This is a genomic window from Nocardia sp. NPDC003999 (assembly GCF_053604885.1).
Genome location: NZ_JBSGIB010000024.1, coordinates 24,827 through 46,966, shown reverse-complemented (window position 1 = coordinate 46,966; position 22,140 = coordinate 24,827). Strand labels below are relative to the sequence as shown.

Genomic DNA, 22,140 nt, shown 5'->3' with positions numbered 1-22,140 from the left:
CCGGCGGGTCGTGAGCCGTCGGCGGTCGGCCGGACAGCCCCTTGATCGTAACGCGCGCCGGATTTAATGTACTGATCGGAACATTTTCGGAGATGCAGGAGTCAAGGTGCCACTCACCGACAAGGTCGTTGTCGTCACCGGGGGAAGCCGGGGGCTGGGCAAACAGATGGTGCTCGCGTTCGCCGAAGCGGGCGCGGACGTGGTGATCGCAAGCCGCAAGCTGGACGGCTGCGCCGCGCTGGCCGATGAGGTGACCGAGCGGTTCGGCCGCCGCGCCCTGCCGGTGGCCTGCAACGTCAGCGACTGGTCGCGGTGCGACGCCCTGGTGCAGACTGTCTACGACACATTCGGCCGGGTGGACGTGCTGGTCAACAACGCGGGCCTCTCGCCGCTGTACCCCAGCCTGGACCAGGTCACCGAGGCGCTGTTCGACAAGGTCATCGGCGTGAACCTCAAAGGACCGTTCCGGTTGTCCGCTCTGATCGGCAGCCGGATGGCCGCCGACGGCGGCGGCTCGATCATCAACGTCTCCTCGATCGAGGCGATCCGGCCGGAACCCTTCGCGGTCCCTTATTCGGCGGCCAAGGCCGGTCTCAACGCCCTGACCGGAGGGCTGGCTCAGACGTTCGCGCCGAACGTGCGGGTCAACACCATCCAGTGCGGGCCTTTCGAAACCGACATCGCCACGGCGTGGCCGGACGAGTTGCGCGCGGAACTCACCGAACACAATGCCCTGCGCCGGGTCGGCAGGCCGGAGGAGATCGTCGGTGCGGCGCTGTTCTTCGCCACCGAGGCCTCGGCGTTCTGCACCGGCGCCACCCTCCCGATCGACGGAGGATGGCGATGAAGGCGCTGACTTATGACGGACCGCGACAGATCTCCTACGGCGACCGGCCCGATCCCGCGCTGCCCGGCCCCGACGGCGCGATCGTCCGGGTCACCGCGGCGGGCATCTGCGGCAGCGATCTGCACATTTACGCCGGACACGGATTCGTCGCGGGCGCCGGTTACGGCGTCGGGCACGAAGCCGTCGGCGAGATCGTGGAAGTGGGGCCGTACACCCGAGGATTCTCCGTCGGCGACCGCGTGCTGGTCGCCGCCTCTGCCGGTTGCGACAGCTGCGCGCAGTGCCGAGCCGGGATCGTCACCGCGTGCGCTCGCCACCCGTTGCCGGTGGATGCCTGCTACGGGCTCGGCGGCGCACTGGCCGGATGCCAGGCCGAGTTGCTCGCCGTCCCGCACGCCGCGGGCAATCTGGCGAAGTTGCCCGACGAGGTGAGCGACACCGCCGCCGTCGTGCTCACCGACAACGCGCCCACCGCGTGGTACGGAGCCCGGCGCGCCCGGATCGCGCCGGGCGACACCGTGGTGGTGATCGGGCTCGGCCCGGTCGGTCTCATGGCGGTCCAGTCCGCGTTCGCGATGGGCGCGGCGCGGGTACTCGGCGTCGACCTGCTGGCCGAACGCCGCAAGCGCGCCGCCGAGCTCGGCGCTGAGCCGGTCGAATCGGACGATCCGAAGCAGGCGATCCGCGAAACGCTGCGCGGCGGAGCGGATGTCGCGATCGAGGCGGTCGGGGCCGACGAAACCATCAAGCTGGCGATCAGCGCCGTCGGGCACGGCGGCCGGGTCAGTGTGATCGGCGTGAGCCACAACCGCGCCTACCCGTTCCACATGATGGCGGCGCAGGTGAAGGACCTCGAATTCCACATCGGGCTGTGTTCGATCCAGTACGAACTGCCCGCGCTGCTGAAGCTCACCGCGGGCGGCAGGCTGCGGCCCGAGGCGGTGGTCACCCACCACCTTCCGATGTCCGACGGGTCCGCCGCCTACCGGATGTTCGCCGAGCGGGCCGACGGGGTGGGCAAGATCGTGCTGGACCCGTCGAAATGACCGCACCGTCCCGTAGGCGGGGCCGTCCGCCCGCGGCCGAATCGACCGCGAGCGACACCAGGGCGCGGATCGTGCGGGCCGCGATCGACCTGTTCGCCGAACGGGGCTTCCACGGCACCGGTGTGGCCGAGGTCGGCGAGCGCGCCGACGTGCAGCGCGGCGCTCTATACTACCACATCGGTTCCAAAGAAGAGCTGCTCTGGCAGATCCTGCGCGACTACACGCAGCTCATGTTGACCGAGGCCGAACAGATCGCCGACGGGCCCGGCGATCCGGTCGCCAAGCTGCGCAAGCTGATCGACAGTCACGTGCGGCTGATCGTGCGGCATCAGCGCGAGGTGGCCATCCAGCTACGCGACGTCGGCGCGCTCACCGGCGAGCGCGCCGCGCAACTGCAAGACCTGCGCGACCGGGTGCAGCAGTGCTGGCAACGCGTCATCGACGCCGGTCACGCCGAGGGGCTGTTGCGCACCGACGACCACGTGGTCACCAACAGCGTGCTCGGCATGTTGAACACGGTGTCGTTCTGGTACCGCCCGCACGGCGGCCGCTCCCCCGGCGAGATAGCCGACATCCTCGCGACCACTTTGCTCGACGGCGTGGTGACCGGCACCGCGCGGGACACGAAAGGCTGACCGGGGCTTGGGATTTCGAGGCCAACCCGGAGCACCGGCGGAAGCTGGACTCGGCCGCGGAGTTCGTCCGCACCGAAGAGGAACTACGCCCCGGGCGACCCGGTGTATCCGAGCGGGTACCGGCCGCGCTGCGCGAGAAGGCCCGCGAACTGGTGGCCCAGCGCCTCGAACGCATCGGCGGGAATCTCTGAGCAGGCCGCCGGAGTTCAGGATGCGCGCTGAGCGGTGGCGTCCGGGTGCGACGTGTCCGCGTACCCGGCGACGGGGCTGAGCCGCAGCACCGAGGGCATCCGGCGGGTGAGCGCGGGCGTGCCGGTGAACGCCACCCGGCCCGTCCGCAGCGCGTGCGCCAGCGGCAGCCGCCCCAGCCACACCTGGTACAGCGAGGCGACATCGGAGCTGATCGCGACGTCAACGGGATAGCCGGGATCGGATTCGCACACCGAGGGCACCCCCGCCTCGATCACGATCCAGAATCGGCGCAGGTCGTCGGTGAAACGCACGTGCAGCACGTGGCGACGGCCCGGGAACGACGAGGTGTCGACCCTGGTGTGCATCCACCACACCAGCAGAGCGGGGTCACGCTCGTCCTCGCGCGGCGTGCCGAAGGTCCAGCGCGCACCCCATTCGCCGAGGCCGAACAGGATGGGCTCCAGTTCCCGCCCGGCGTCGGTGAGCAGGTACTCGCCGACCAGTTTCTCCACGAGCCCGGCTCGCTCGAACTGCCGCAGGCGTTTGGCCAGCAGGCTGCGCGACAGGCCGGGCAGTCCGCGCGCGAGGTCGTTGAACCGGGTGGTGCCCAGCAGCAGGTCGCGCAGGATCAGCAGTGACCAGCGCTCGCCCACCACGTCGAGTGCCCGGGAGATCGGGCAGTACTGGCCGTAACTCGGCGTCGAAATCGTCATGGCACCTCGCGAACGCGGTCTCGGTTCTGGACCGGGGCGGTCCACTTTCTGCACTATCCGGTTATCGCGGCCGTTCCTAACTTCGAAACATGACCACTACAGCTCCTGCCCCCACCGACACCACAACCGACTGGATCGCCAGCGCACGCCGCGTCGGCGAGGCTCTTCATCCCGAGGTCGCCGCCCGCGACCACTCCGGCGAGATCTCTCTCGCCGCGTTCGATCTCCTGCGCGAGAGCGGACTGTCCGCGGCGCTCGTCCCCGCCGAGTTCGGCGGCGGCGGGGTCACCCACCGCGAGATGGGCGCGATCCTGCGCGAGCTGGGCCGCCACGACCCCTCCACCGCGGTCGCCTTCGCGATGCACACCCACCTGGTCGCCGCCCAGGTGTGGCGGCACAACCACGGCATCGATGCCGCACCACTGTTCGCCAAGGTGGTCGCGGGTGCGATCCTGGTCAGCACCGGAGCATCGGACTGGGTCGGCTCCAACGGCCGCGCCGAGCGGGTCGACGGCGGCTACCGGGTGCACGCGCGCAAAGCGCCTGCCAGCGGATGCGAGGCGGGCACCGTCCTGGTGACCAGCGTGCGCTGGGATGACGCACCCGACGGCCCGCAGGTGCTGCACTGCGCCATCCCGTTCACCGCCGACGGCGTACGGATCGAGAAGACCTGGGACACTTTGGGTTTACGGGCGAGCGGTTCGCACACCGTGGTGCTCGACGATGTGTTCGTGCCCGACGCGGCGGTATCGCTGACCCGCCCGGCATCGGTGTGGCCGCCGTTGCTGAACGTCGTGATCGGCGCGGCGATGCCGCTGGTCATGGCGGCCTACCTCGGTATCGCCGACGGCGCGGTCGATATCGCGACCACGCTCGCCGCCGGGCGGGCCGACGCGCCGACCGTCCAATTGGCCGGCGAGATGGCCACCGCGCACACCACCGCGGGCGACCTCGTCGACGCCATGTTCACCGGATCGGAGAACCTGCACTTCGCCAACACCGATCAGTACGCGAGCCGGACGCTCAGCCGTAAGACCGCCGCGGCGGACGCACTCGTGCACACCGTGCGCCTGGCCATCGAAACCGTTGGCGGACTCGGCTATTCGCGCGACTGCGAGCTGGAGATGCGCTACCGCGACGTGCACGGCTGCCTGTTCCACCCGCTGCCGCGGGCCAAGCAGACCCACTTCACGGGCCACGTCCTGCTCGGACACTCCCCGATCGGATGACGTTCTTCCGTCGACGCCACCCCCGCTCGCCCCCATAATCGGATGGGGGCGAGTTTCCCTGAACACTCCGAGGAGAATCCATGGCGTCCGCACGGGGCATCGCTCGATCGCCGATCACCTGGGCCGTCGTGGCGTTGCTGATCGTGGGGCTGGGCGCGGGACTGGCCGTTTTCCAGCCATGGCGGCTGTTCACCGACACCACCGTGCAGGAGGCCGCACCGTCGGCATCCCCGGCGCCGGGTCCGGGCGGGACCGAAGCCCAGCCGCGCACCATCGCCCGGGGCAGGTTCATCTCGCACGAGCACGCCACCGCGGGCACCGTCGCGGTCCTGCGACTGGCCGACGGCAGCAGAGTGTTGAGACTGGAAGACCTCGACACCTCCGACGGCCCCGACCTGCACGTCTGGCTCACCGACGCGCCGGTGCGCGAAGGCCGCGACGGGTGGTTCGTCTTCGACGACGGCAGTCACACCGACCTGGGCAGGCTCAAAGGCAACCAGGGCAACCAGAACTACCCCATCCCCGCCGACGCCGACCTGGCCCGGTTGACCAGCGTCGCGATCTGGTGCGACCGGTTCAACGTCTCCTTCGGCGCCGCCGAACTGCGACCGGCCTGACCGCCGGATCACCCTCCGTAGCACCGCCCAAAAAATGACCCGACAACGGCGGGTGCGCTGTGCCACCATGTGTTTCGACACCGGCCACCACCTCGAGGTGGCCGCCGAGCAGTGGAGAGGAGGGGCGGCAGTGATTCCGGAGACGACGAAGCGAATGAATACCCTCGCGGCGCGATCGTCGGCCGCGGGCGACGCGATCGGCAGGCCGTTGCGCGCACGGCGCGGCGAACCGGTCGACAGCCGCCTCCAGATCCTCGGCTGATCGCCGCATCGCTCTCCTCCTTCGCTCGAATCCGCACGAAACATGGTGATTCCCATGACGTTCCGCCGTGCCGCCGATCAGGCGGCGACAACCGCAGACAACTGGATACACAGCGGGGTACTCGTCCTGAACGCCTCCTACGAGGCGCTCGACGAGATCAAGGCCGACCGGGCCGTCGTGCTGCTGGTCGCCGGCGCCGCGGAGACCGTGGCCGACCGCAGGCCGCACTTCCCGATCCGGTCGCGGCACGTGGAAATCGCTCTGCCACAGACCATTCGGTTGCTGCGCTACGTCTACCTCGAGCACGCCGTGCTGGTGCACGACGAGAGCAGGGCAACCCTGGCGGGCGTGCTGCGTCGCGACCGGAACCGGTGCGGCTACTGCGCCGGGTGGGCGCGCACCGTGGACCACATCCGGCCGCGGTCGAGGGGCGGCCCGAACACCTGGGGCAACCTCGTGGCCTGCTGCGCGCCGTGCAACACGGCCAAGGCGGACCGCACCCCGGAGGAGGCGGGCATGCGCCTGCTCTGGGAGCCGAAGGCCCCTACCCATCGGATCCGGCAGCAGCGCCGGATCTGGAAGCAACTCGCCGCGACCTGACCACGAGCCGAGAAAGGAGAAGATCGCGATGACGAGCGCCGAGACCACCGCCGTCGCGGAGCCGACCCTGGCCGACCTGCTCCCGCTCTCGGATTCCCGAGGGTGGCACCGGGCGGCCTGCCGCGGCGACCCGAACCACGAAGCCTGGTTCCCGTACCCGTCACAGGACTTCGACTACGCCCGGGAAGTCTGCGCGCGCTGCCCGATCCGGGATGCCTGCGGTGACTTCGCCGCGCGCACCGGGCAATCCGGCGTCTGGGGCGGGCACGAGTTCGACCGCGGACGGGTGATCCGCCACTGAGCGGTCCCGCCGTCGTGCCGTGCGGCACGGCGGCGGGACAACACGACCGCGCGCACCCGCGCCGGTATCGGGGAGCCTCGCCGACTTCGTTCGGCGCCGCTGACCATACACTGACCGCGTGGGCACTCATCGCAGCGCAACCAGATCCCGGGGCGTCAGCAAAGGTCCGGTTATCGCAGTGGTCGTCGTTGCGTTACTGGCCGCGATCGTCGTCGTCTGGTTCCAGCTGCGCGATCGCGCGGCGAACCAGGACAGTGCGGCGGCGGCCGAATGCGTCGAGGGGCCCGCGACACTCTCCGTGACGGCCGATCCCGGCATCGCCGCGCAGGTGCGGGCCGCCGCGGACAGCTACAACGCCACCCGGCCGAAAGTACGCGACCACTGCGCGCGGGTCGAGGTGACCGCACAGCCGTCCGCGGCCGTCGTCGCCGCGTTCACCAGCGGCAAGCCATGGGACAAGGCGCTCGGCCCGCAGCCGGCGCTGTGGATCGCCGATTCGACCCGTTCCATCGAGTCCATGCGGGTGCCCGGCCTGATCGAGGGCACGCCGGTACCCATCGCCACCAGCCCGATCGTGCTCGCGATGCCCGAGGACCTGCGTCGCGCGCTGGAGCAGGCCGACGTGTCCTGGGCCGACCTGCCGCGGCTGCAGCAGGGCTCGCTCGCCGATGTCGGCCTGAACGGATGGGGCGGGCTACGGATGGCCCTGCCCGCGGGTGACGCCACGCTCGCCGCGGCCACGGCGGTCGGCTCCGCGGTCTCGGGCGCGGAGCCGCTCAGCGAGCAGGCGGCGCAGTCCGGTCAGGTGGTCGCCGCGATCTCCGGGCTCGCCGCCGACGCTCCCGAGGCGTCCGACACCACGGCCGCGCTGACCGAGCTCACGGCGCAGGACGCGCCCATGCACGCGATAGCCGCTACCGAGCAGCAACTGAAGGGTCTGCCCGGCGTCGTGGCGTTTCGCCCCGCCGGGTCCGCACTCGTGGCCGATTACCCGGCCGCGTTGATGTCCGGCGCGTGGGTGGACAAGACGCAGAATCTCATCGCCGGACGGTTCACCGACTATCTACGCAAGCCCGAGCAGGCGCAGGCCTTCGTCACGGCGGGATTCGCCGCCGCGCCGCAGACCGCGGCCGCCGTCCCGCCCCGTGGCGCGCTCGACAAGGTCCGCGCCACGCTGGCGAATCCGGTACTCGGCGTGCGCTCCACCGTCCTGGTCGACGTGTCGGCGTCGATGGGGACGGCGGAGGGCGCCACGACGCGTCTGGCGAACGTTCTGGCCGCGCTGAATTCCACGATGACGGTCATGCCGCCGGAGTTCGGACTCGGCGTGTGGACCTTCGGCAAGAACCTCGACGGCACTACTCCGTACCGGGTGGCCGCCGCCACCGCCCCGCTGACCACCGACCAGCGCACGAAGATCGGCACCGCGCTGACCGCGGTGCGCCCGAGCGAGAGCCGGTCGGATCAGGCTTACCCGTCGCTGATCGCGGCGTACAAGAGCGCCGTCGCCGGGTACACGCCGGGCCGCACCAATTCGGTGCTGCTGATCACCGACGGACCCGACGACGATTCCACGGTCACCGGCACCCAACTGGCCGCGGACATCGCCGCGGCGACCGACCGCACCCGGCCGGTGCGCGTCGACGTCATCGTGGTCGGCGGCAGCGGCACCCAGACCCTCCAGGCCCTGGCGCGGCAGACCGGCGGGAACTACACCCGCCTGGCCACCTCCGACGACATCGGCTTCGGCTCCGCGGTCGTCCAGGCGCTCACCACGCCGTAGCGCGCCGCCCGCGCGAAGACAGAACTGCCGCCTCGCACTATAGACAGCCGCTATTGGTAAGTCTAAACTTACGGTTCGTGGGGACTTACCGAGATGCGGCGCTGTCCGCGCTGGGTGACCCGACGAGGCGGGCGATCTTCGAGCGCCTCGGCAAGGGGCCGTGCGTGGTAGGGCAGCTGGCCGCGGATCTGCCGGTGAGCAGGCCCGCGGTATCGCAGCACCTCAGGGTGCTGGAACAGGCCGGATTGGTGACCCACGAGGCGGTCGGCACCCGCCGGGTGTACCGCTTGAATCCCACCGGTATCGACGCGCTGCGCGTGTACTTCACGCGGTTCTGGACCACCGCGATGTCGGCTTTCCAGGACGAAGCAGGCCGGAGGGCCGCCGAAGAACCAGCTACCGACCAGGAGCAGTCATGACACAGCAGGCCAGCGACAAGGACGTACGCGTCGAACTCGTCGTCGACGCACCCATCGAGACCGCCTACGACGTGTTCACCACCGGCATCGACAGCTGGTGGCCGCGCGAGCACCATATCGGCGCGGGCCGGCTCGCCGAGGAGGTGATCGAGCCGCGCGTGGGCGGCCGTTGCCTCGGTCGCGAGGACGACGGCACCGAATGTCCATGGGGCACCGTGCTGGTGTGGCAGCCGCCGACCCACTTCGCGTTCTCCTGGGCGATCGGCCTGGACTGGAAGCACGAAACCGATCCGGAGCGGGCCAGCCGCGTCGATGTCACCTTCTCGGCGGTCGCTCCCGACCGCACCGCCGTCACGCTGGTGCACTCCGGTTTCGATAAGCACGGACCGGGCTGGGAGTCCATGCACGACGCCGTGGGTAGTCCGGGTGGTTGGCCGGACCTGGCGAACACCTATGCAAAAGTGGCCGCCACGCGGTGAGGTCGATACGCGACCGGACCGGCGGTCAGTCCGCGTACGCCTCCAGCGGTGGACAGGCGCAAACCAGGTTCCGGTCGCCATAGGCGCCGTCGATCCGGCGCACCGGCGGCCACACCTTCGCCCTGGCATGCCCGAGACCTCGGGGATACACGGCGACTTCCCGGCTGTAGGGGTGTTCCCACTCCCCCACCAGCGACGCCGCGGTGTGCGGCGCCCCACGCAGCGGGTTGTCGGTCACCGGCCACACGCCCGCGGCGACCTGGGCGATCTCCGCGCGGATCGCGATCATCGCCTCGATGAAATCGTCCAGCTCGGCGAGGTTCTCGCTCTCGGTGGGCTCCACCATCAACGTACCGGCCACCGGAAAGCTCATGGTCGGCGCGTGGAACCCATAGTCCGCCAAGCGTTTTGCCACATCGTCGACGGTGACGCCGGTTCGCTTGGTGATCTCGCGCAGGTCCAGGATGCACTCGTGCGCCACCATGCCGCGCTCGCCGGTGTAGAGCACCGGGAAGTACTCGTCCAGCCGCCGCGCGATGTAGTTGGCCGAAGCGATCGCCGACAGCGTGGCGCGGCGCAGCCCATCGGCGCCCATCATGCGGATGTAGGCCCAGGTGATCGGCAGAATGGAGGCGGAGCCGTACTTCGCGGCCGACACCGCGTGCGACCCCGCTTCCAGCGGGTCGCCGGGCAGATACCGCGCCAGGTGCGCGCGCACCGCGACCGGACCGACGCCGGGACCGCCGCCGCCGTGCGGGATGCAGAACGTCTTGTGCAGATTCAGGTGGCTCACGTCGCCGCCGAACCGGCCCGGCCGGGCGAGGCCGACCAGGGCGTTCAGGTTCGCGCCGTCCACGTAGACCTGACCGCCCGCGTCGTGCACCAGCGCGCACAATTCGGCGACCTCGTGCTCGTAGACGCCGTGCGTGGACGGGTAGGTGATCATGATGCAGGCCAGGCGATCGGCGTGATCGGCGATCTTGGCGCGCAGGTCGTCGAGGTCGACGTCGCCGTTGGCGCGACACTTCACCACCTCCACGCGCAGCCCGGCCATGGCCGCCGACGCCGCGTTGGTGCCGTGCGCGCTGGACGGGATGAGACAGGTGTCGCGGTGGGTGTCGCCGCGATCGAGGTGGTAGCGCCGGATCGCCAGCAGCCCCGCGTACTCGCCCTGGCTGCCCGCGTTCGGCTGCAAGCTCACCGAGTCGTAGCCGGTGATGTCCGACAGCCACCGTTCCAGGTCCGCCACCACCCGCAGCAGGCCGGGCGCGTCCTCGACCGGCGCGTAGGGATGCACGCGCGCGAAACCGGGCCAGGTGATGGCCTCCATCTCCGCGGTGGCGTTGAGCTTCATGGTGCAGGAGCCGAGCGGAATCATGCTGCGGTCCAACGCGATGTCCTTGTCGGACAGTGCGCGCAGATACCGCAGCATCGCGGTCTCGGTCCGGTACTTCGTGAACGCGGCGTGCGCCAGGAACTCCGAGGTCCGGCTCTCGATCGCCGCGACCGGCGCGGGCGCCCCCGGCTCGGACGACACCGCGGTGCCGAAGGATTCGAGCACGGCCGCGACATGCGCGTCGGTGGTCGCCTCGTCGCAGGCGATGCCGACGTGGTCGGCGTCCACCAGGCGCAGATTGATGCCGCGCGACTTCGCTTTCGCCACAACGGCTTCCGCGCCGCCGGGCACGTGCGCGAGCACCGTGTCGAAGAAGCTGTCGTGCACCACCGCGCCGTCCAGCCCGGCCGCGATCGCCGCGGCGTGCGCGTGCACCCGGCGGGCGATCGCCCGCAGCCCTTCGGCACCGTGGTAGGAGGCGTACATCGCGGCCACGACGGCCAGCAGCACCTGCGCTGTGCAGATGTTGGAGGTAGCCTTCTCCCGGCGGATGTGCTGCTCGCGGGTCTGTAAGGCGAGCCGGTAGGCGACGGCGCCGTCCGCGTCCACCGAGACGCCGACCAGGCGGCCGGGCAGCTGGCGGGCCTGCGCTTGCCGCACCGCGAGGTATCCGGCGTGCGGGCCGCCGAAACCGAGCGGGACACCGAAGCGCTGGGTGGTGCCGAAGCATACGTCGGCGCCCTGCTCACCGGGCGGCGTGATCAGCGTCATCGCCAGCAGATCGGCCCCGACCGCGACCAACGCGCCCCGATCGTGTGCCGCGGCGATCAACTCGGTCAGGTCCACGACGCGACCGGAAGCCCCGGGAGTCTGCGCCAGCACACCGAAGAACTCTCCGTCGGGCAGCTCTCCGGCGGACAGGTCCGCCTCCACGATCTCCAGGCCCAGCGGCTCGGCCCGGGTGTAGAGCACCGTTCTGGTCTGCGGGAACAGGTCGCGGTCGATGATCAGGCGTGCGGACTTCGATCGGCCCGCCCGGCGCAGCAGTGTCATGGCCTCGGCGGCCGCGGTGGCCTCGTCCAGCATCGACGCGTTGGCGACGTCCATGCCGGTCAGCTCCGACACCATGGTCTGGAAGTTGAGCAGCGCCTCGAGCCTGCCCTGGCTGATCTCGGGTTGATAGGGCGTGTAGGCGGTGTACCAGGCCGGATTCTCCAGCAGATTGCGCACCAGCACCGGCGGGGTCAGCGTGTCGTAGTAACCCAGCCCGATCATCGAGGTGGCCACGGTGTTGGTCCCGGCGAGCTCGGCGAGTTCGGCGAGCACCTCGTGCTCGGAGCCCGCCGCGGGCAGCCCGGCCAGGCCGTCGCCGTCCAGGATGCTCGCGGGCAGCGCGACGGCAGCCAGCTCGTCCAGCGACGACACGCCGACGACGTCCAGGATCCGGGCCAGTTCCTCCCGGTCGGGTCCGATATGGCGGTCGGCGAACGAGCGAGTCACAACAGCTCCCAAGGTCGGGCGGGGTCGACCAGGCGGTCGACGGGTACCGGCCCTCCCCCTCTGTCGTGGCGCCTGAGAGATTCGGGTCCCGCGACCGGTGGCCGAGACCCTTTCCCCATGGGCGGGCGGCTCGAAGCCGCCGCTTTCCAGAGGCGTCGAAGCCCGCACGGTCCTTTTTGCCTGAGAGATTGACGGGGAGGTGCTGCTCCTTCGGCGCTCGGACTCGTTTCCGGACCGAGGCTCTCCCGCACGGCGGCGACGCACCGTCAGTCTAAGCCGACGACACGCCGGAGCGCGCCACCGGACCCCGCGCGCACCGTGTCGTTCTGGTCACTCGGGGGACCGAGCGGGCATCACCCGTCAGATGGCGAGTCCGGCGCGCAGCCGCGCAGCCGCCAGCACGATCGACTTCGCTTGGACGCCCACCAGACGGGCCAACGGCACCGCGACACCGGGTGCGTTCTGCTCCACGTCGGTGCACCATTGATCGAATACCGCGGCGAACCGGTCGCGCTCGGCGGCCAGCGCCGTACCGCCGCCGAGCGCGTATTCGTCCTCCAGCAGGCGCAGCAGCATGCCGCCCAGCCGCAGGCGCAGCATGGCGGTCCAGTCGTACTGCTCGACGAAGATCTCCCCCCGGGTCGCGATCCGATTTCGTTGCGGCACCGACTGTCTGCTCACGGCGAGACCCGGCAGCCCGGCGACCAGCGCACGCACCGACCGTTCGAACGGACTGCGACCGCTCAATGTGCCGTCGACGCGAGCGAGCACCTCGGAGGCGACCTCGGCCATAGCCCGGTAGTCGGCGGCGGTAGCGTCGAGCAGGTCGCCCAGCACTCGGTCGCCCGCCGAACCGTCGCCGATCCGCGAGTCCACCCAGAGCGGCAACTCGCAGACCAGGATCGCCGTGCCGTAGCGCGCGGCGTAGTCCCGGCAGCCGCCCCCGCCCAGCGCGGTGACCGAGTCGAGGCCCTGGGCCGCGAGCAGATCCGCCATCGCCTCGAACAGCGGCAGCTCGAAGACTCCCGGAGCGAGCGTGCGGGCGCCCGGCGCGTCGGGTTCGCCCTGGTAGATCGGCACGCCGGCGGCGGAGAGGCCTGCGGTCAACGCCGACCAGTACCCGGGATCACCGCCAGAGGTGTAGAAGAAGCCGCCGCCGAACTCCGCGTTGTGCAGGGAGGCGATCAGCGCGGGCCGCGTGCGGTCGATCAGCGCCATCATCGCCTTCGTCTCCGGCAGCGGCACCCCGACGCGCCGGCCGCGCCATTCGGTGGGGAAACACCATTCCGGTTGTTCGGCCGCGGGCGGCCGGTAGAAGCCGCGGGCGACGCCGGTTCTGGTGTGCGGTCCGGCGAACCACCCCTCGTTCAACCGCGTTCCGTCCGGATCTACGCACAGCAGGAAATGCCACGTGGCGCCCACGGTCACCGTCTCGTCCGCGGCCATCCGGCCGAGCAGATGGCGAATCGTGGCCATGCCGATGGGCTCGTTCGGATGCGGATTGCCGAAGACCAAGATATGCCGGTCGCCGGATCCGACCGTCACCTCCCGAATCGGGTCACCGCCGCGCGAACGTCCTAGCTCGGTGATCGAGATCCGGTCCGGATGACCGGCCGCGAGAGTGTCGGCGAAGGCATTCAGTTCGTCGACGGTCGGAAACGCGTCGATCCGCTCGATCGGCCCGACGAGCCCGGTGATATCGCGTGCCTGCACCGCGCCCCCTCTCGCTGCCGCCCCGGCCCTTGCCCGCCGCCGACGACGCTGTCACGCACCACGGCCGGGGAGGCTGCACGCCTTGCCCGGCCGTGAAAGCGTTGTGCGAATCCTAGCCCGTCTTGCGGTTCATCCGCGCCTTACGACGGAACGACAGCTCGTCCTCCGGACGCTCGGTGATCGCCGACGCGCGCTCCGCGGGGAAGTTCGCGATGGCGCCGGTCAGCTCGCGCATGGCGCCGCTCACGGCGATCCCGAACACACCCTGCCCGCCCTGCAGTAAATCGACGACCTCCTCGGCCGACGTGCACTCGTACACCGAGGTGCCGTCGGAGAAGAGGGTGATTCCCGCCAGGTCCTGCACGCCGCGGCTGCGCAGATGATCGACGGCGATCCGGATGTTCTGCAGCGAGATGCCCGCGTCGAGCAGCCGCTTGACGATCTTCAGGACCAGGATGTCCTTGAACGAGTACAGCCGCTGGCTGCCCGAACCCGCGGCGCTCCGGATGGAAGGCACCACCAAACCGGTGCGCGCCCAGTAGTCGAGCTGCCGGTAGGTGATTCCGGCTACCTGACACGCACTGGGAACGCGATAGCCGACCATGTCGTCAGGTACCGAGTCGTCGGGGAACAGTCCTGGCTGTACCACATCCTGCGATTGCTCTGCCACTGACCACTCCCTTGCTTCGCCGACGCATTCCCAGCCTCATCGATGACCCGGCGCCGTCACCGACCGAATCGGTGCGGATTCGGCCGAAACGGTCGTGGCCCAACTGTCGAGATTACTCCCCACGATTGTCCAGCCCGCGGCGTCATCGAGCCAAACGCGACGCGCGGGGAAAGTCTCGACCTCTACTTCAGCTATCGGTCGCCTTGAAGTCGTCGGGAGACACCGACTCCAGGAATTCCTTGAACTTCTCCACCTCGTCCTCGCGCTCGTCCGGCATGACGAGACCGGCTTCCTCGAGAACCGACTCCTCGGCATGGATCGGGCAACCCACCCGCAAGGCGATCGCAATCGAATCCGATGGCCGCGCCGAAATCCGCAGATCGTTCTCGAAGACGAGATCCGCGTAGAAGGTGCCCTCCTGCAGATCGACGATCCGCACTTCCTTCAATGTGTGCCCCAGCTCGGTGATCAGGATCTTGATCAGGTCGTGGGTCAGCGGGCGGATCGGGGTCACCCCCTCCTGCTCGAGGACGATCGCCGTCGCCTCGGCTTGCCCGATCCAGATCGGCAGATACCGGTCGCCCGCCACTTCGCGGAGCAACAGCACGGGCTGGTTCTGTGGCTGCTCGACACGGATGCCGATCACGCGCATTTCGCTCATCGCACTGCCTCCCATACTCGCCGCCGGCCCGGCATGACCGCCGCAGAGCTCGCCGTACCACGAGTCTAGGCGAACCCGCACCGGTCCAGCGATCCGTCTGCACAGCAGAAATCAGGGTGTCCGTTCGCCGGAACCTACGGACCGTGGCCCCTCGGGGGGTCAGCCCCCGAGCGAGCCCCGGACCGAGGACTTGACCAGACAGGTGTGCAGGGTCAGCGACAGCGCGGCCAGTTCACGCACCGTCTCTTCCGCGCGGGCGCGCGCACCCGCGTCCCGGCTCTTCGCGATCGGGGCGACGATCTGCGCCACGAGCGCGGCCTCCCGGTCGGCGGCAAGCTTGAACGCACGCAGATGCCGTGCCTCCAAACCGAATTCGGCCATCGCCCGCGCGGTCTTGGCCAGCGTGACCGCGTCCGCGTCGAAGTACCCCGCCGGGCCGGGTGTGATCAGATTGGCCCGGATGAGGTCGCCCAGGAACTTCTCCTCGATCCCGGCCTGGTCGAGCAGATCGGCCCGGGTGACCCGGATTTCGTGATCGAACCGCAGATCATCCGGGGAGATCTCGCTCGGCACGACGCCGAGCCTACGAGGCGCGGCCACCGGGCGCACGCCACGTTCGGAAGCACCCACGGCCGGTTCCGCATCGGGCGTGCCGCGCCCGGACTCCGGCGCACCAGGGCGGACGGAGTGCGCTCGGGCGCGGGCTTCCCGCACACCGAGCGTCGCCGCACCGCTATCGATTGCCTCGAGCTGCTCCTTGATCACCTTCAGCGGGAGGTATTGATCGCGCTGCGCGGTCAATACGAACCGGAGCCGTTCCACATCCGCCACGGAGAACCTGCGGTAGCCCGAAGGCGTCCGCTCCGGCCGGATCAGGCCCTCCGCTTCCAGGAAGCGGATCTTGGAGATGGTGACGTCGGGAAAGTCGGGGCGCAGCAGGTCGAGCACGGAGCCGATCGACATCCCTCCGCGTGCCCACTGCGCCGCACCGGTCACAGCGCCAGGTCCTTCATGACTCCGAGCCTTTCATGAGTGCGCGACCCGGCACCGACGCCGTCATAGACTCCCCGCGCCCGCCGACGAGTCGGTCACCTGGGCGCGCGGTCCGGTGAGGAACACCAGCCGGAACTTGCCGATCTGGACCTCGTCACCGTTCTGCAGTTCGGAGGAGTCCACCGGCTCCCGGTTCACATACGTGCCGTTCAGGCTGCCCACGTCGACGACCTGGAAGGAATCGTCGTCCTGACGGAACTCGGCGTGCCGACGGCTGACGGTGACGTCGTCGAGAAAGATGTCACTGTCGGGGTGGCGCCCCGCCGACGTGGTCGGCTGATCCAGCAGGAACCGCGAGCCCGCGTTCGGGCCGCGCTTGACGACCAGAAGGGCCGCGCCCACGGGCAGACCCTCGACCCCTTGGACCGGCTGTTCGCCGGTCGGCTCTCCGGAGCGCGACGCGTCGACCTCGTTCAGGAAATCCGCGCGGAAGACCGACGTCGTCTCGGCCGCGGTCTCCCCGTAACCCGGGTCTTTGTTCTCGCTCACCGTTTCTCTCCTCCTCGAACCTGATTATCCCTGCAAGCAGGTGATACCTCTGGTACCACGACCTGCCGTCGAGTCACTAGATTCCCGGCACAGCCGCCGGGTGCATCTGTTGGCATTGACCGTACCCTGCCGGGCCGCACCCGTGCAGGTAGAACTGGGAAGGCTGCTTCAGCCCCCGATAACTCCTTGATAACCTGCGGCATCCAGCAGTTCACCGAGCGTCGCGTCGAGACTCGCCGCATCGCCCACCTCCAACTCGAACAGCCATCCGTCACCGTAGGGATCGGCGTTCAACGTCTCCGGCTCCGAGTTCAGCAAGTCGTTCACCGCAACGACTTTCGCGCTCAGCGGCGCGTAGATGTCGGACACGCTCTTGGTCGACTCCACCTCCGCGATGCTGTCCGCGGCGACCACCTCCGCGTCCGCCTCGGGCAGCTGCACGAACACAACGTCACCGAGTTGAGACTGGGCGTAGTCGGTGATGCCCACCCGCACCCGGGTCGGCGCGATCCGGCGTACCCACTCGTGCTCCTCGGTGTAGCGCAGATCCTCGGGGGTCTGGGTCACAGGCCGTCCTTTCGTTTGAACGTTGCACGCAAACTCTATCGGCTACGCCGTCCGATGCCCCACAGCCGGTATCGCTCTTGCGACCGCGATGGCTTTGCCGGTGTACAGCACGCCGGTCCAGACGTAGACCGCGGTGCCCCAGATCAGTAGTGCCCCGCCGAAGGCGCGCCCGAAACCGGCGGCAGCCCAGTCCATCTGCCCCGCCAGCAGCCAGGGCAGCGCGGACATCAGCGCGAAGGTGGCCGCCTTGCCCAGGTAGATCACCTCCGGCGGGGGCAGGTCGCGGCGCTTGTACACCGACAACGTCGCGGTCAGCACGAGGTCGCGGCCGACCAGGATCGCCGCGACCCACCACGGGATCAGGCCGCGGATCACGAAAGCCGCCAGCGTGGCGACCAGATAGAGCCGGTCGACGAACGGATCCAGCAGTGCTCCCAGCCGTGAGGACTGCCCCAGCAGCCGGGCGAGTTTGCCGTCCAGGAAGTCGGTGACGCCGCTGACGACCAGCAGGGCGAACGCCCAGCCATCGGCCCGCTCGATCAGCAGCAACCACAGGAACAGCGGGACGCCCAACAGGCGCAGCACGCTCAGCACGTTCGGCACGGTCAGGATGCGGTCGGCGAAGACTCCCCGCACTCCGCCGTCGGCGGCGCGTTCCTCCGGTTGGGCTGTGCCCGATTCGGTTGTCACGCCCCGTGCATACCCCACCGACCCCGTTCCTCGCCATCTTCGCGGGCCGAATTTTCCGGATATCGACGCGGCATGCCCGTGCGAGGATGGTTTCCGCCACAGCGCGACGGTGACAGAATGATTTGGAATATTTCTCACTATGTGGCCGGTGAGCGAGAGGAAGTCATGTCCGCATTCGACTACGACGTGGTGGTGATCGGCTCCGGCTTCGGCGGCAGCGTCAGCGCCCTGCGGCTCACCGAGAAGGGTTACCGCGTCGGGGTGCTCGAGGCAGGCCGCCGATGGAACGCCGAGGACATCCCGCGCACGAACTGGAATGTGCGCAAATCGATCTGGGCGCCGCGCCTGGGCCTCACCGGTCCGCAGCGGATCAGTCTGCTCGGCAAGTGCGCCGTGTTCTCCGGCGCCGGGGTCGGCGGCGGCTCGCTGATCTACGGGAACACGCTGTACGAGCCCCTGCCGAACTTCTACACCGACCGGCAGTGGGCGCACATCACCGACTGGCGCGCGGAACTGGCGCCGTACTACGACCAGGCCAAGCGCATGCTCGGCGTCGCGCCCAACCCGCGCACGACCCCGGCCGACGAGGTGATCCGGGAGATCGCCGAGGACCTCGGTGTGGCCGACACCTACCATCCGACCGATGTCGGCGTGTTCTTCAACGAGTGCGATCCGGGCACGGAGGTCGACGATCCCTACTTCGGCGGCGCGGGTCCCCGCCGCAACGGCTGCGTGCACTGCGCGCGCTGCTTCACCGGGTGCCCGCACAACGCCAAGAACACCACCACCACGAACTATCTCTACCTGGCCGAACAGGCCGGTGCGCAGGTTCACCCGCTGACCACGGCCACCGCCGTGCGGCCGCTGCCCGGCGGCGGATACGCCGTCGACACCGAGCGGTCCGGCCGCTGGATCCGCAAGCAGCGCAGAACCTTCACCGCCGAGCAGGTGGTGTTCGCCGGCGCCGCGCTCGGCACCCAGAAGCTGCTGCTCGAGATGCGGGACGACGGCGTGCTGCCGCACCTGTCGCCCCGGCTCGGCGAACTGACCCGGAGCAACTCCGAGGCCATCCTCAACGTGGTCAGCCGCGCCCGCCGCGACTTCGCCGAGGGCATCGCGATCACCTCATCGATCCACCCGGAGCCCGACACCCACGTCGAGGTGTGTCACTACGGCAAGGGTCAGAACGCGCTGTTCCCGATGTCGGTGCCGATCGTGGACGGCGGCGCGTTCCGCTTCCTGCGCTTCCTGCTGGCGATCCTGCTGCACCCGCTGGTGTTCCTGCGCAGCCTGAACGCACGGCACGCCTCGGAGAAGTCGGTGATCCTGCTGATCATGCAGTCGCTGGACAACTCGCTGACCTCGTTCCGCCGGCGCGGGCGGCTGCGCACCAGGCAGGGCACCGGCGAGCCGAACCCGACCTGGATCCCCCTGGCCCACGACATCGGCAGACGGTTCGGCGCCAAGGTCGACGGCGACACCCACGGGCTGATCATGGACGTGTTCGACATCCCGGCCACGGCCCACTACATCGGCGGATGCGTGATCGGCGAGAGCCCGCGCAGCGGCGTGGTCGACCCCTACCAGCGGGTCTACGGTCATCCCGGCCTGCACGTGGCGGACGGCTCGGCGGTGACCGCCAATCTCGGCGTGAACCCGTCGCTGACGATCACCGCGCAAGCCGAGCGCGCGATGGCGTTCTGGCCCAACCGCGACGAACCCGACCCGCGGCCGGAACTGGGGTCGGCCTACCGGCGGATCGCTCCGGTGCCGCCGACGCGACCGGCGGTGCCCGCCGAGGCGCCGGGCGCGCTGCGGTTGCCGATCGAGCCCGCGTCGCCCCGCACCCAGGTGAAGTGAGGCCGACACCACGCGGCATGAACGGTCGCTGGAGGCTAGCGTGATCCGTTGTGTCAGACAGTGGTATCGATCTGCGCTCCTACGTGCCCGCGGAGGAGGTGCGCGCCCGCGGACGCGCGTTGCGTGAGCGGGTTCCGGTCAGCGCAAGGGATCGGGCGGCCACCGGAGTACGGCGTCCGAGCGTGTTCGATTTCGTCGCGATGAGCAATGCGGGCAGGCTGGAGCACCTCATACCGCTGCGGATCGGGCGGATGATCGCCTCGCCGTTCACCTTCTATCGGGGCGCGGCGGGGTTGATGGCGGCCGATCTGGCAGGTGGCCCGGACAGTGGGCTCACCGCCCAGCTGTGCGGTGACGCGCACGCGGCCAACTTCGGCCTGTACGGCACCGCGCGCGGCGAGATCATCATGGACATCAATGATTTCGACGAGACTGTGCCCGGTCCGTGGGAGTGGGATCTGGAGCGCCTCGCGGCCAGCCTGGTACTGGCCGGGCGGGAGGCGGGCGCCGACGAGGACGAGTGCCGCACCGCCGCGCGCGACGCCGCCCGTTCTTACCGCCTGGCCGTGGCGGATCTGGCCGCGATGCCGTTCATGGCGTCCTGGTCCGCGCTGCCCGACGAGTCGGTGCTCGCCAGGGCCGAGGCCGACGACCTGCTCGACGACTTCAAGAAGGCGGCCAAGAAGGCGCGCAAGAACACCAGCGCCAAGGTGGTGGCCAAGTGGACCGAGCACCTCGAGGACCACCAGACCGGTATCCGCAAGCACCGCTTCGTCAGCGATCCGCCGATTCTGACCGCGGTGGACGAGCGCGTCGCGGAGGCGGTGATCGGCGGGCTGGAGCGCTATGCCGACACCTTGCCCGAGTCGCGGCGCAATCTCCTGGCCCGGTTCGCCGTGTCCGACATCGCGTTCCGGATCGTCGGAACCGGCAGCGTCGGGCTGCGCAGCTATCTCGCGCTGCTGCACGGCAACGACGGCGAGGCGCTGGTCCTGCAAGTGAAGCAGGCCGCGGCAGCGGCGCTCGCCCCGTTCCTGCCGACGGCCGCCGTACGGCACGAGGGTGAGCGAATCGTGCGAGGCGCCAGGCTTGTTCAGTCCGAGTCGGATCTCCTGCTCGGGTGGACGTCCCTCGACCCGGTCGGCGACGGCGTCGAAATGCCGTTCATCGTCCGGCAATTCCGCAATATGAAGGGCGGCATCGATCCCGCCGAGTTGCCCGCGGACGACCTCGACGACTACGGGCGGCTGGCGGGCGCGCTGCTGGCCAGGGCCCATTCCCGGTCGCTGGATCCGCGCTTGCTGTCGGGATATCTGGACGGCGACGAACGCTTCGACGACGCGGTCGCCGCGTTCGCGGTGCGCTACGCCGACCGCACCGAAGCCGACCACGCCGAACTGGCCGGGGCCGTGCGGGCGGGCCGGATCGCCGCCGAGGAACCGGAGTAGCCCGGCCGCCGTGCCTCGCGCCCGACACGCCGTCCGTCGGCACGGGCGCGGCGAATCCGTTGCGGCACCTCGTATCCTGTCCACTGTCGAGTGTCGACGTGAAGGGTGGCCGCCAATGCTCGTGCGAGTCCAGAACGCCGCAGGTACCAATGCCGAGCGGGTGCTGATCGATTGGCTGCGCACCTGGAAGGACCCCGGGAGTCCGCATGGTGTCGCGACGATCACCTGCAGCTTGTTCCACAAGGATCGGCTGCACCAATTCGACGCCGTGGTCTGGACCCCGACCAGCTGCGTGGTGATCGAGGCCGATGCACTGGTCGCCCGCCAGGATGGCGTGCTGGAGGTCCCGCTCAACGGCGAGTGGACGATCAACGGCGAGCCGGTGGCGATGGAGAGCCGCGACCGCAGCACGCCGCTGGACAAATCCCGCGAGCACACTTTCGCGTTGCAGGAATGGCTGGCTGCCCGCGGCCTCGGGCAGCGGGTCGTGCACGGCGTCGCGCTGCTCGTCCCGCTGTCGGGCGCCCAGTTGCGACTCGAACAGCGGTGGGCCGATCCGAGTTTCGACGTGATCATCGGCGACGACCCGGGCCGGCTGCGGCACTACTTCGACTCGCTCGCCACGGAGGAGAAGTTCCTCTGGACGGCCAACGACGTCGCCGTCGCGTTCCGCGGTCTCGGCATCCTGCCCTACCTGCCCGCGCCGCAGGAACTGCTCAACGAGGGCTTTCTCGGCCCGATCGACATCACGCTCTGGCACGGTGGGCCCAACCAGGCGCAGGCCGAGGCCTACGCGGAGGAACTCGCGCAGGCCGAGCGGGAAGCGCAGGCGTCCGCATTCGTCATCCGGGCGCCCTGGTACAGCCCGTGGAAGCTGTATCCACGCGAGTCCGGCGACCTCGACTTCGGGCGCGCGGTGATGCGCACCGTCCTGGCCATCGGCATGATCGTCGCCTTCGTCTGGATCGTGTGGTTCGTGGTCACCGCGCTCACGGCGTACGGACCGGGCTGAGCGGCCGCCGACGGGTGC

At 69.6% G+C, this 22,140-nt stretch carries 23 protein-coding genes and 1 riboswitch; of the genes, 14 read left to right on the top strand and 9 right to left on the bottom strand.

Features of this window, described 5'->3' with window-relative positions; translation table 11 throughout:
* The first annotated feature begins 106 nt into the window (after positions 1–106).
* Genes ACWESM_RS31480 through ACWESM_RS31470 form a run of 3 tightly spaced genes read left to right on the top strand, consistent with a single transcriptional unit; the run spans position 107 to position 2,528 of the window.
* A complete protein-coding gene (locus tag ACWESM_RS31480) occupies positions 107–847 on the top strand; it encodes an SDR family NAD(P)-dependent oxidoreductase (protein ID WP_452494862.1) in 741 nt (246 codons plus the stop codon).
* A complete protein-coding gene (locus ACWESM_RS31475) occupies positions 844–1,893 on the top strand; it encodes a zinc-binding dehydrogenase (protein WP_412808306.1) in 1,050 nt (349 codons plus the stop codon). The genes ACWESM_RS31480 and ACWESM_RS31475 overlap by 4 nt, the downstream gene beginning before the upstream one ends.
* Positions 1,890–2,528, top strand: a complete 639-nt coding sequence (locus ACWESM_RS31470; RefSeq protein WP_355078488.1) for a TetR/AcrR family transcriptional regulator — start codon at positions 1,890–1,892, stop codon at positions 2,526–2,528. The genes ACWESM_RS31475 and ACWESM_RS31470 overlap by 4 nt, the downstream gene beginning before the upstream one ends.
* A gap of 206 nt (positions 2,529–2,734) precedes the next feature.
* Here the strand turns inward: ACWESM_RS31470 and ACWESM_RS31465 are convergent, their stop codons facing one another.
* Complete coding sequence (locus tag ACWESM_RS31465; RefSeq protein ID WP_452494859.1) at positions 2,735–3,433, bottom strand: winged helix-turn-helix transcriptional regulator; 699 nt, start codon at positions 3,431–3,433, stop codon at positions 2,735–2,737.
* 89 nt (positions 3,434–3,522) lie between these two features.
* Here ACWESM_RS31465 and ACWESM_RS31460 point away from each other — a divergent pair, with 89 nt between their 5' ends.
* The 8 genes from ACWESM_RS31460 (at position 3,523) to ACWESM_RS31425 (ending at position 9,123) form a co-directional block, all read left to right on the top strand.
* On the top strand, positions 3,523–4,662 hold the full coding sequence (locus ACWESM_RS31460) for an acyl-CoA dehydrogenase family protein (protein WP_397281851.1): 1,140 nt from the start codon (positions 3,523–3,525) through the stop codon (positions 4,660–4,662).
* Positions 4,663–4,742: 80 nt separating this feature from the next.
* A complete protein-coding gene (locus ACWESM_RS31455; RefSeq protein ID WP_355078492.1) occupies positions 4,743–5,279 on the top strand; it encodes a DM13 domain-containing protein in 537 nt (178 codons plus the stop codon).
* Between the two features lie 34 nt (positions 5,280–5,313).
* Positions 5,314–5,541 carry a hypothetical protein gene (locus ACWESM_RS31450; protein ID WP_355078493.1) on the top strand — a complete coding sequence of 76 codons (228 nt, stop codon included), beginning with the start codon at positions 5,314–5,316 and terminating at the stop codon, positions 5,539–5,541.
* Between the two features lie 54 nt (positions 5,542–5,595).
* A complete protein-coding gene (locus ACWESM_RS31445) occupies positions 5,596–6,141 on the top strand; it encodes an HNH endonuclease (protein WP_356968594.1) in 546 nt (181 codons plus the stop codon).
* A gap of 28 nt (positions 6,142–6,169) precedes the next feature.
* The gene (locus tag ACWESM_RS31440) at positions 6,170–6,442 is read left to right on the top strand and encodes a WhiB family transcriptional regulator (protein ID WP_355078495.1); all 273 of its coding nucleotides are present in this window, start codon (positions 6,170–6,172) and stop codon (positions 6,440–6,442) included.
* A gap of 178 nt (positions 6,443–6,620) precedes the next feature.
* Complete coding sequence (locus ACWESM_RS31435; protein ID WP_364436654.1) at positions 6,621–8,225, top strand: VWA domain-containing protein; 1,605 nt, start codon at positions 6,621–6,623, stop codon at positions 8,223–8,225.
* Between the two features lie 77 nt (positions 8,226–8,302).
* Positions 8,303–8,644, top strand: a complete 342-nt coding sequence (locus tag ACWESM_RS31430) for an ArsR/SmtB family transcription factor (RefSeq protein WP_452494856.1) — start codon at positions 8,303–8,305, stop codon at positions 8,642–8,644.
* On the top strand, positions 8,641–9,123 hold the full coding sequence (locus ACWESM_RS31425; RefSeq protein WP_356968600.1) for an SRPBCC family protein: 483 nt from the start codon (positions 8,641–8,643) through the stop codon (positions 9,121–9,123). The genes ACWESM_RS31430 and ACWESM_RS31425 overlap by 4 nt, the downstream gene beginning before the upstream one ends.
* 25 nt (positions 9,124–9,148) lie before the next feature.
* On the opposite strand, the gene gcvP is transcribed toward ACWESM_RS31425, so the two are convergent.
* The 8 genes from gcvP to ACWESM_RS31385 all read right to left on the bottom strand — a co-directional run bounded on the left by gcvP (position 9,149) and on the right by ACWESM_RS31385 (position 17,748).
* Positions 9,149–11,959, bottom strand: a complete 2,811-nt coding sequence (gene gcvP, locus ACWESM_RS31420; protein WP_397281860.1) for an aminomethyl-transferring glycine dehydrogenase — start codon at positions 11,957–11,959, stop codon at positions 9,149–9,151.
* Between the two features lie 157 nt (positions 11,960–12,116).
* A riboswitch (glycine riboswitch) is annotated at positions 12,117–12,217 on the bottom strand.
* A gap of 102 nt (positions 12,218–12,319) precedes the next feature.
* Positions 12,320–13,672 carry a M14 family zinc carboxypeptidase gene (locus ACWESM_RS31415; protein ID WP_452494853.1) on the bottom strand — a complete coding sequence of 451 codons (1,353 nt, stop codon included), beginning with the start codon at positions 13,670–13,672 and terminating at the stop codon, positions 12,320–12,322.
* Positions 13,673–13,784: 112 nt separating this feature from the next.
* Positions 13,785–14,342 carry a MerR family transcriptional regulator gene (locus ACWESM_RS31410; protein ID WP_067811025.1) on the bottom strand — a complete coding sequence of 186 codons (558 nt, stop codon included), beginning with the start codon at positions 14,340–14,342 and terminating at the stop codon, positions 13,785–13,787.
* A 187-nt stretch (positions 14,343–14,529) separates the two neighbouring features.
* Positions 14,530–15,003 carry a bifunctional nuclease family protein gene (locus ACWESM_RS31405; RefSeq protein WP_039797829.1) on the bottom strand — a complete coding sequence of 158 codons (474 nt, stop codon included), beginning with the start codon at positions 15,001–15,003 and terminating at the stop codon, positions 14,530–14,532.
* Between the two features lie 159 nt (positions 15,004–15,162).
* On the bottom strand, positions 15,163–15,966 hold the full coding sequence (gene ftsR, locus ACWESM_RS31400; protein WP_364436709.1) for a transcriptional regulator FtsR: 804 nt from the start codon (positions 15,964–15,966) through the stop codon (positions 15,163–15,165).
* Positions 15,967–16,059: 93 nt separating this feature from the next.
* A complete protein-coding gene (gene odhI, locus ACWESM_RS31395; RefSeq protein WP_043690204.1) occupies positions 16,060–16,545 on the bottom strand; it encodes an oxoglutarate dehydrogenase inhibitor Odhl in 486 nt (161 codons plus the stop codon).
* A 168-nt stretch (positions 16,546–16,713) separates the two neighbouring features.
* Complete coding sequence (gene gcvH, locus ACWESM_RS31390) at positions 16,714–17,112, bottom strand: glycine cleavage system protein GcvH (RefSeq protein ID WP_355078501.1); 399 nt, start codon at positions 17,110–17,112, stop codon at positions 16,714–16,716.
* A gap of 42 nt (positions 17,113–17,154) precedes the next feature.
* Positions 17,155–17,748 (bottom strand): CDP-alcohol phosphatidyltransferase family protein, encoded by a 594-nt coding sequence (locus tag ACWESM_RS31385; RefSeq protein WP_355078550.1) that lies wholly within the window; start codon positions 17,746–17,748, stop codon positions 17,155–17,157.
* 219 nt (positions 17,749–17,967) lie between these two features.
* On the opposite strand from ACWESM_RS31385, the gene ACWESM_RS31380 reads away from it, so the two are divergent.
* The 3 genes from ACWESM_RS31380 (at position 17,968) to ACWESM_RS31370 (ending at position 22,122) form a co-directional block, all read left to right on the top strand.
* Positions 17,968–19,662, top strand: a complete 1,695-nt coding sequence (locus ACWESM_RS31380) for a GMC oxidoreductase (RefSeq protein WP_452494851.1) — start codon at positions 17,968–17,970, stop codon at positions 19,660–19,662.
* A 50-nt stretch (positions 19,663–19,712) separates the two neighbouring features.
* Positions 19,713–21,110, top strand: coding sequence for a DUF2252 domain-containing protein (locus tag ACWESM_RS31375; RefSeq protein ID WP_397281864.1), 1,398 nt, complete (start codon positions 19,713–19,715; stop codon positions 21,108–21,110).
* A gap of 115 nt (positions 21,111–21,225) precedes the next feature.
* Positions 21,226–22,122 carry a nuclease-related domain-containing protein gene (locus ACWESM_RS31370; protein WP_364436677.1) on the top strand — a complete coding sequence of 299 codons (897 nt, stop codon included), beginning with the start codon at positions 21,226–21,228 and terminating at the stop codon, positions 22,120–22,122.
* Positions 22,123–22,140 lie beyond the last annotated feature (18 nt).

Excerpts from the sequence above, each read along its gene's own strand:
- ACWESM_RS31475 (WP_412808306.1), top strand. The coding sequence starts at position 844 with ATGAAGGCGCTGACTTATGACGGACCGCGACAGATCTCCTACGGCGAC.
- ACWESM_RS31470 (WP_355078488.1), top strand. The coding sequence starts at position 1,890 with ATGACCGCACCGTCCCGTAGGCGGGGCCGTCCGCCCGCGGCCGAATCG.
- ACWESM_RS31465 (WP_452494859.1), bottom strand. The coding sequence starts at position 3,433 with ATGACGATTTCGACGCCGAGTTACGGCCAGTACTGCCCGATCTCCCGG.
- ACWESM_RS31460 (WP_397281851.1), top strand. The coding sequence starts at position 3,523 with ATGACCACTACAGCTCCTGCCCCCACCGACACCACAACCGACTGGATC.
- ACWESM_RS31455 (WP_355078492.1), top strand. The coding sequence starts at position 4,743 with ATGGCGTCCGCACGGGGCATCGCTCGATCGCCGATCACCTGGGCCGTC.
- ACWESM_RS31450 (WP_355078493.1), top strand. The coding sequence starts at position 5,314 with ATGACCCGACAACGGCGGGTGCGCTGTGCCACCATGTGTTTCGACACC.
- ACWESM_RS31445 (WP_356968594.1), top strand. The coding sequence starts at position 5,596 with ATGACGTTCCGCCGTGCCGCCGATCAGGCGGCGACAACCGCAGACAAC.
- ACWESM_RS31440 (WP_355078495.1), top strand. The coding sequence starts at position 6,170 with ATGACGAGCGCCGAGACCACCGCCGTCGCGGAGCCGACCCTGGCCGAC.
- ACWESM_RS31425 (WP_356968600.1), top strand. The coding sequence starts at position 8,641 with ATGACACAGCAGGCCAGCGACAAGGACGTACGCGTCGAACTCGTCGTC.
- ACWESM_RS31405 (WP_039797829.1), bottom strand. The coding sequence starts at position 15,003 with ATGAGCGAAATGCGCGTGATCGGCATCCGTGTCGAGCAGCCACAGAAC.
- ftsR (WP_364436709.1), bottom strand. The coding sequence starts at position 15,966 with ATGTCGATCGGCTCCGTGCTCGACCTGCTGCGCCCCGACTTTCCCGAC.
- ACWESM_RS31380 (WP_452494851.1), top strand. The coding sequence starts at position 17,968 with ATGTCCGCATTCGACTACGACGTGGTGGTGATCGGCTCCGGCTTCGGC.
- ACWESM_RS31370 (WP_364436677.1), top strand. The coding sequence starts at position 21,226 with ATGCTCGTGCGAGTCCAGAACGCCGCAGGTACCAATGCCGAGCGGGTG.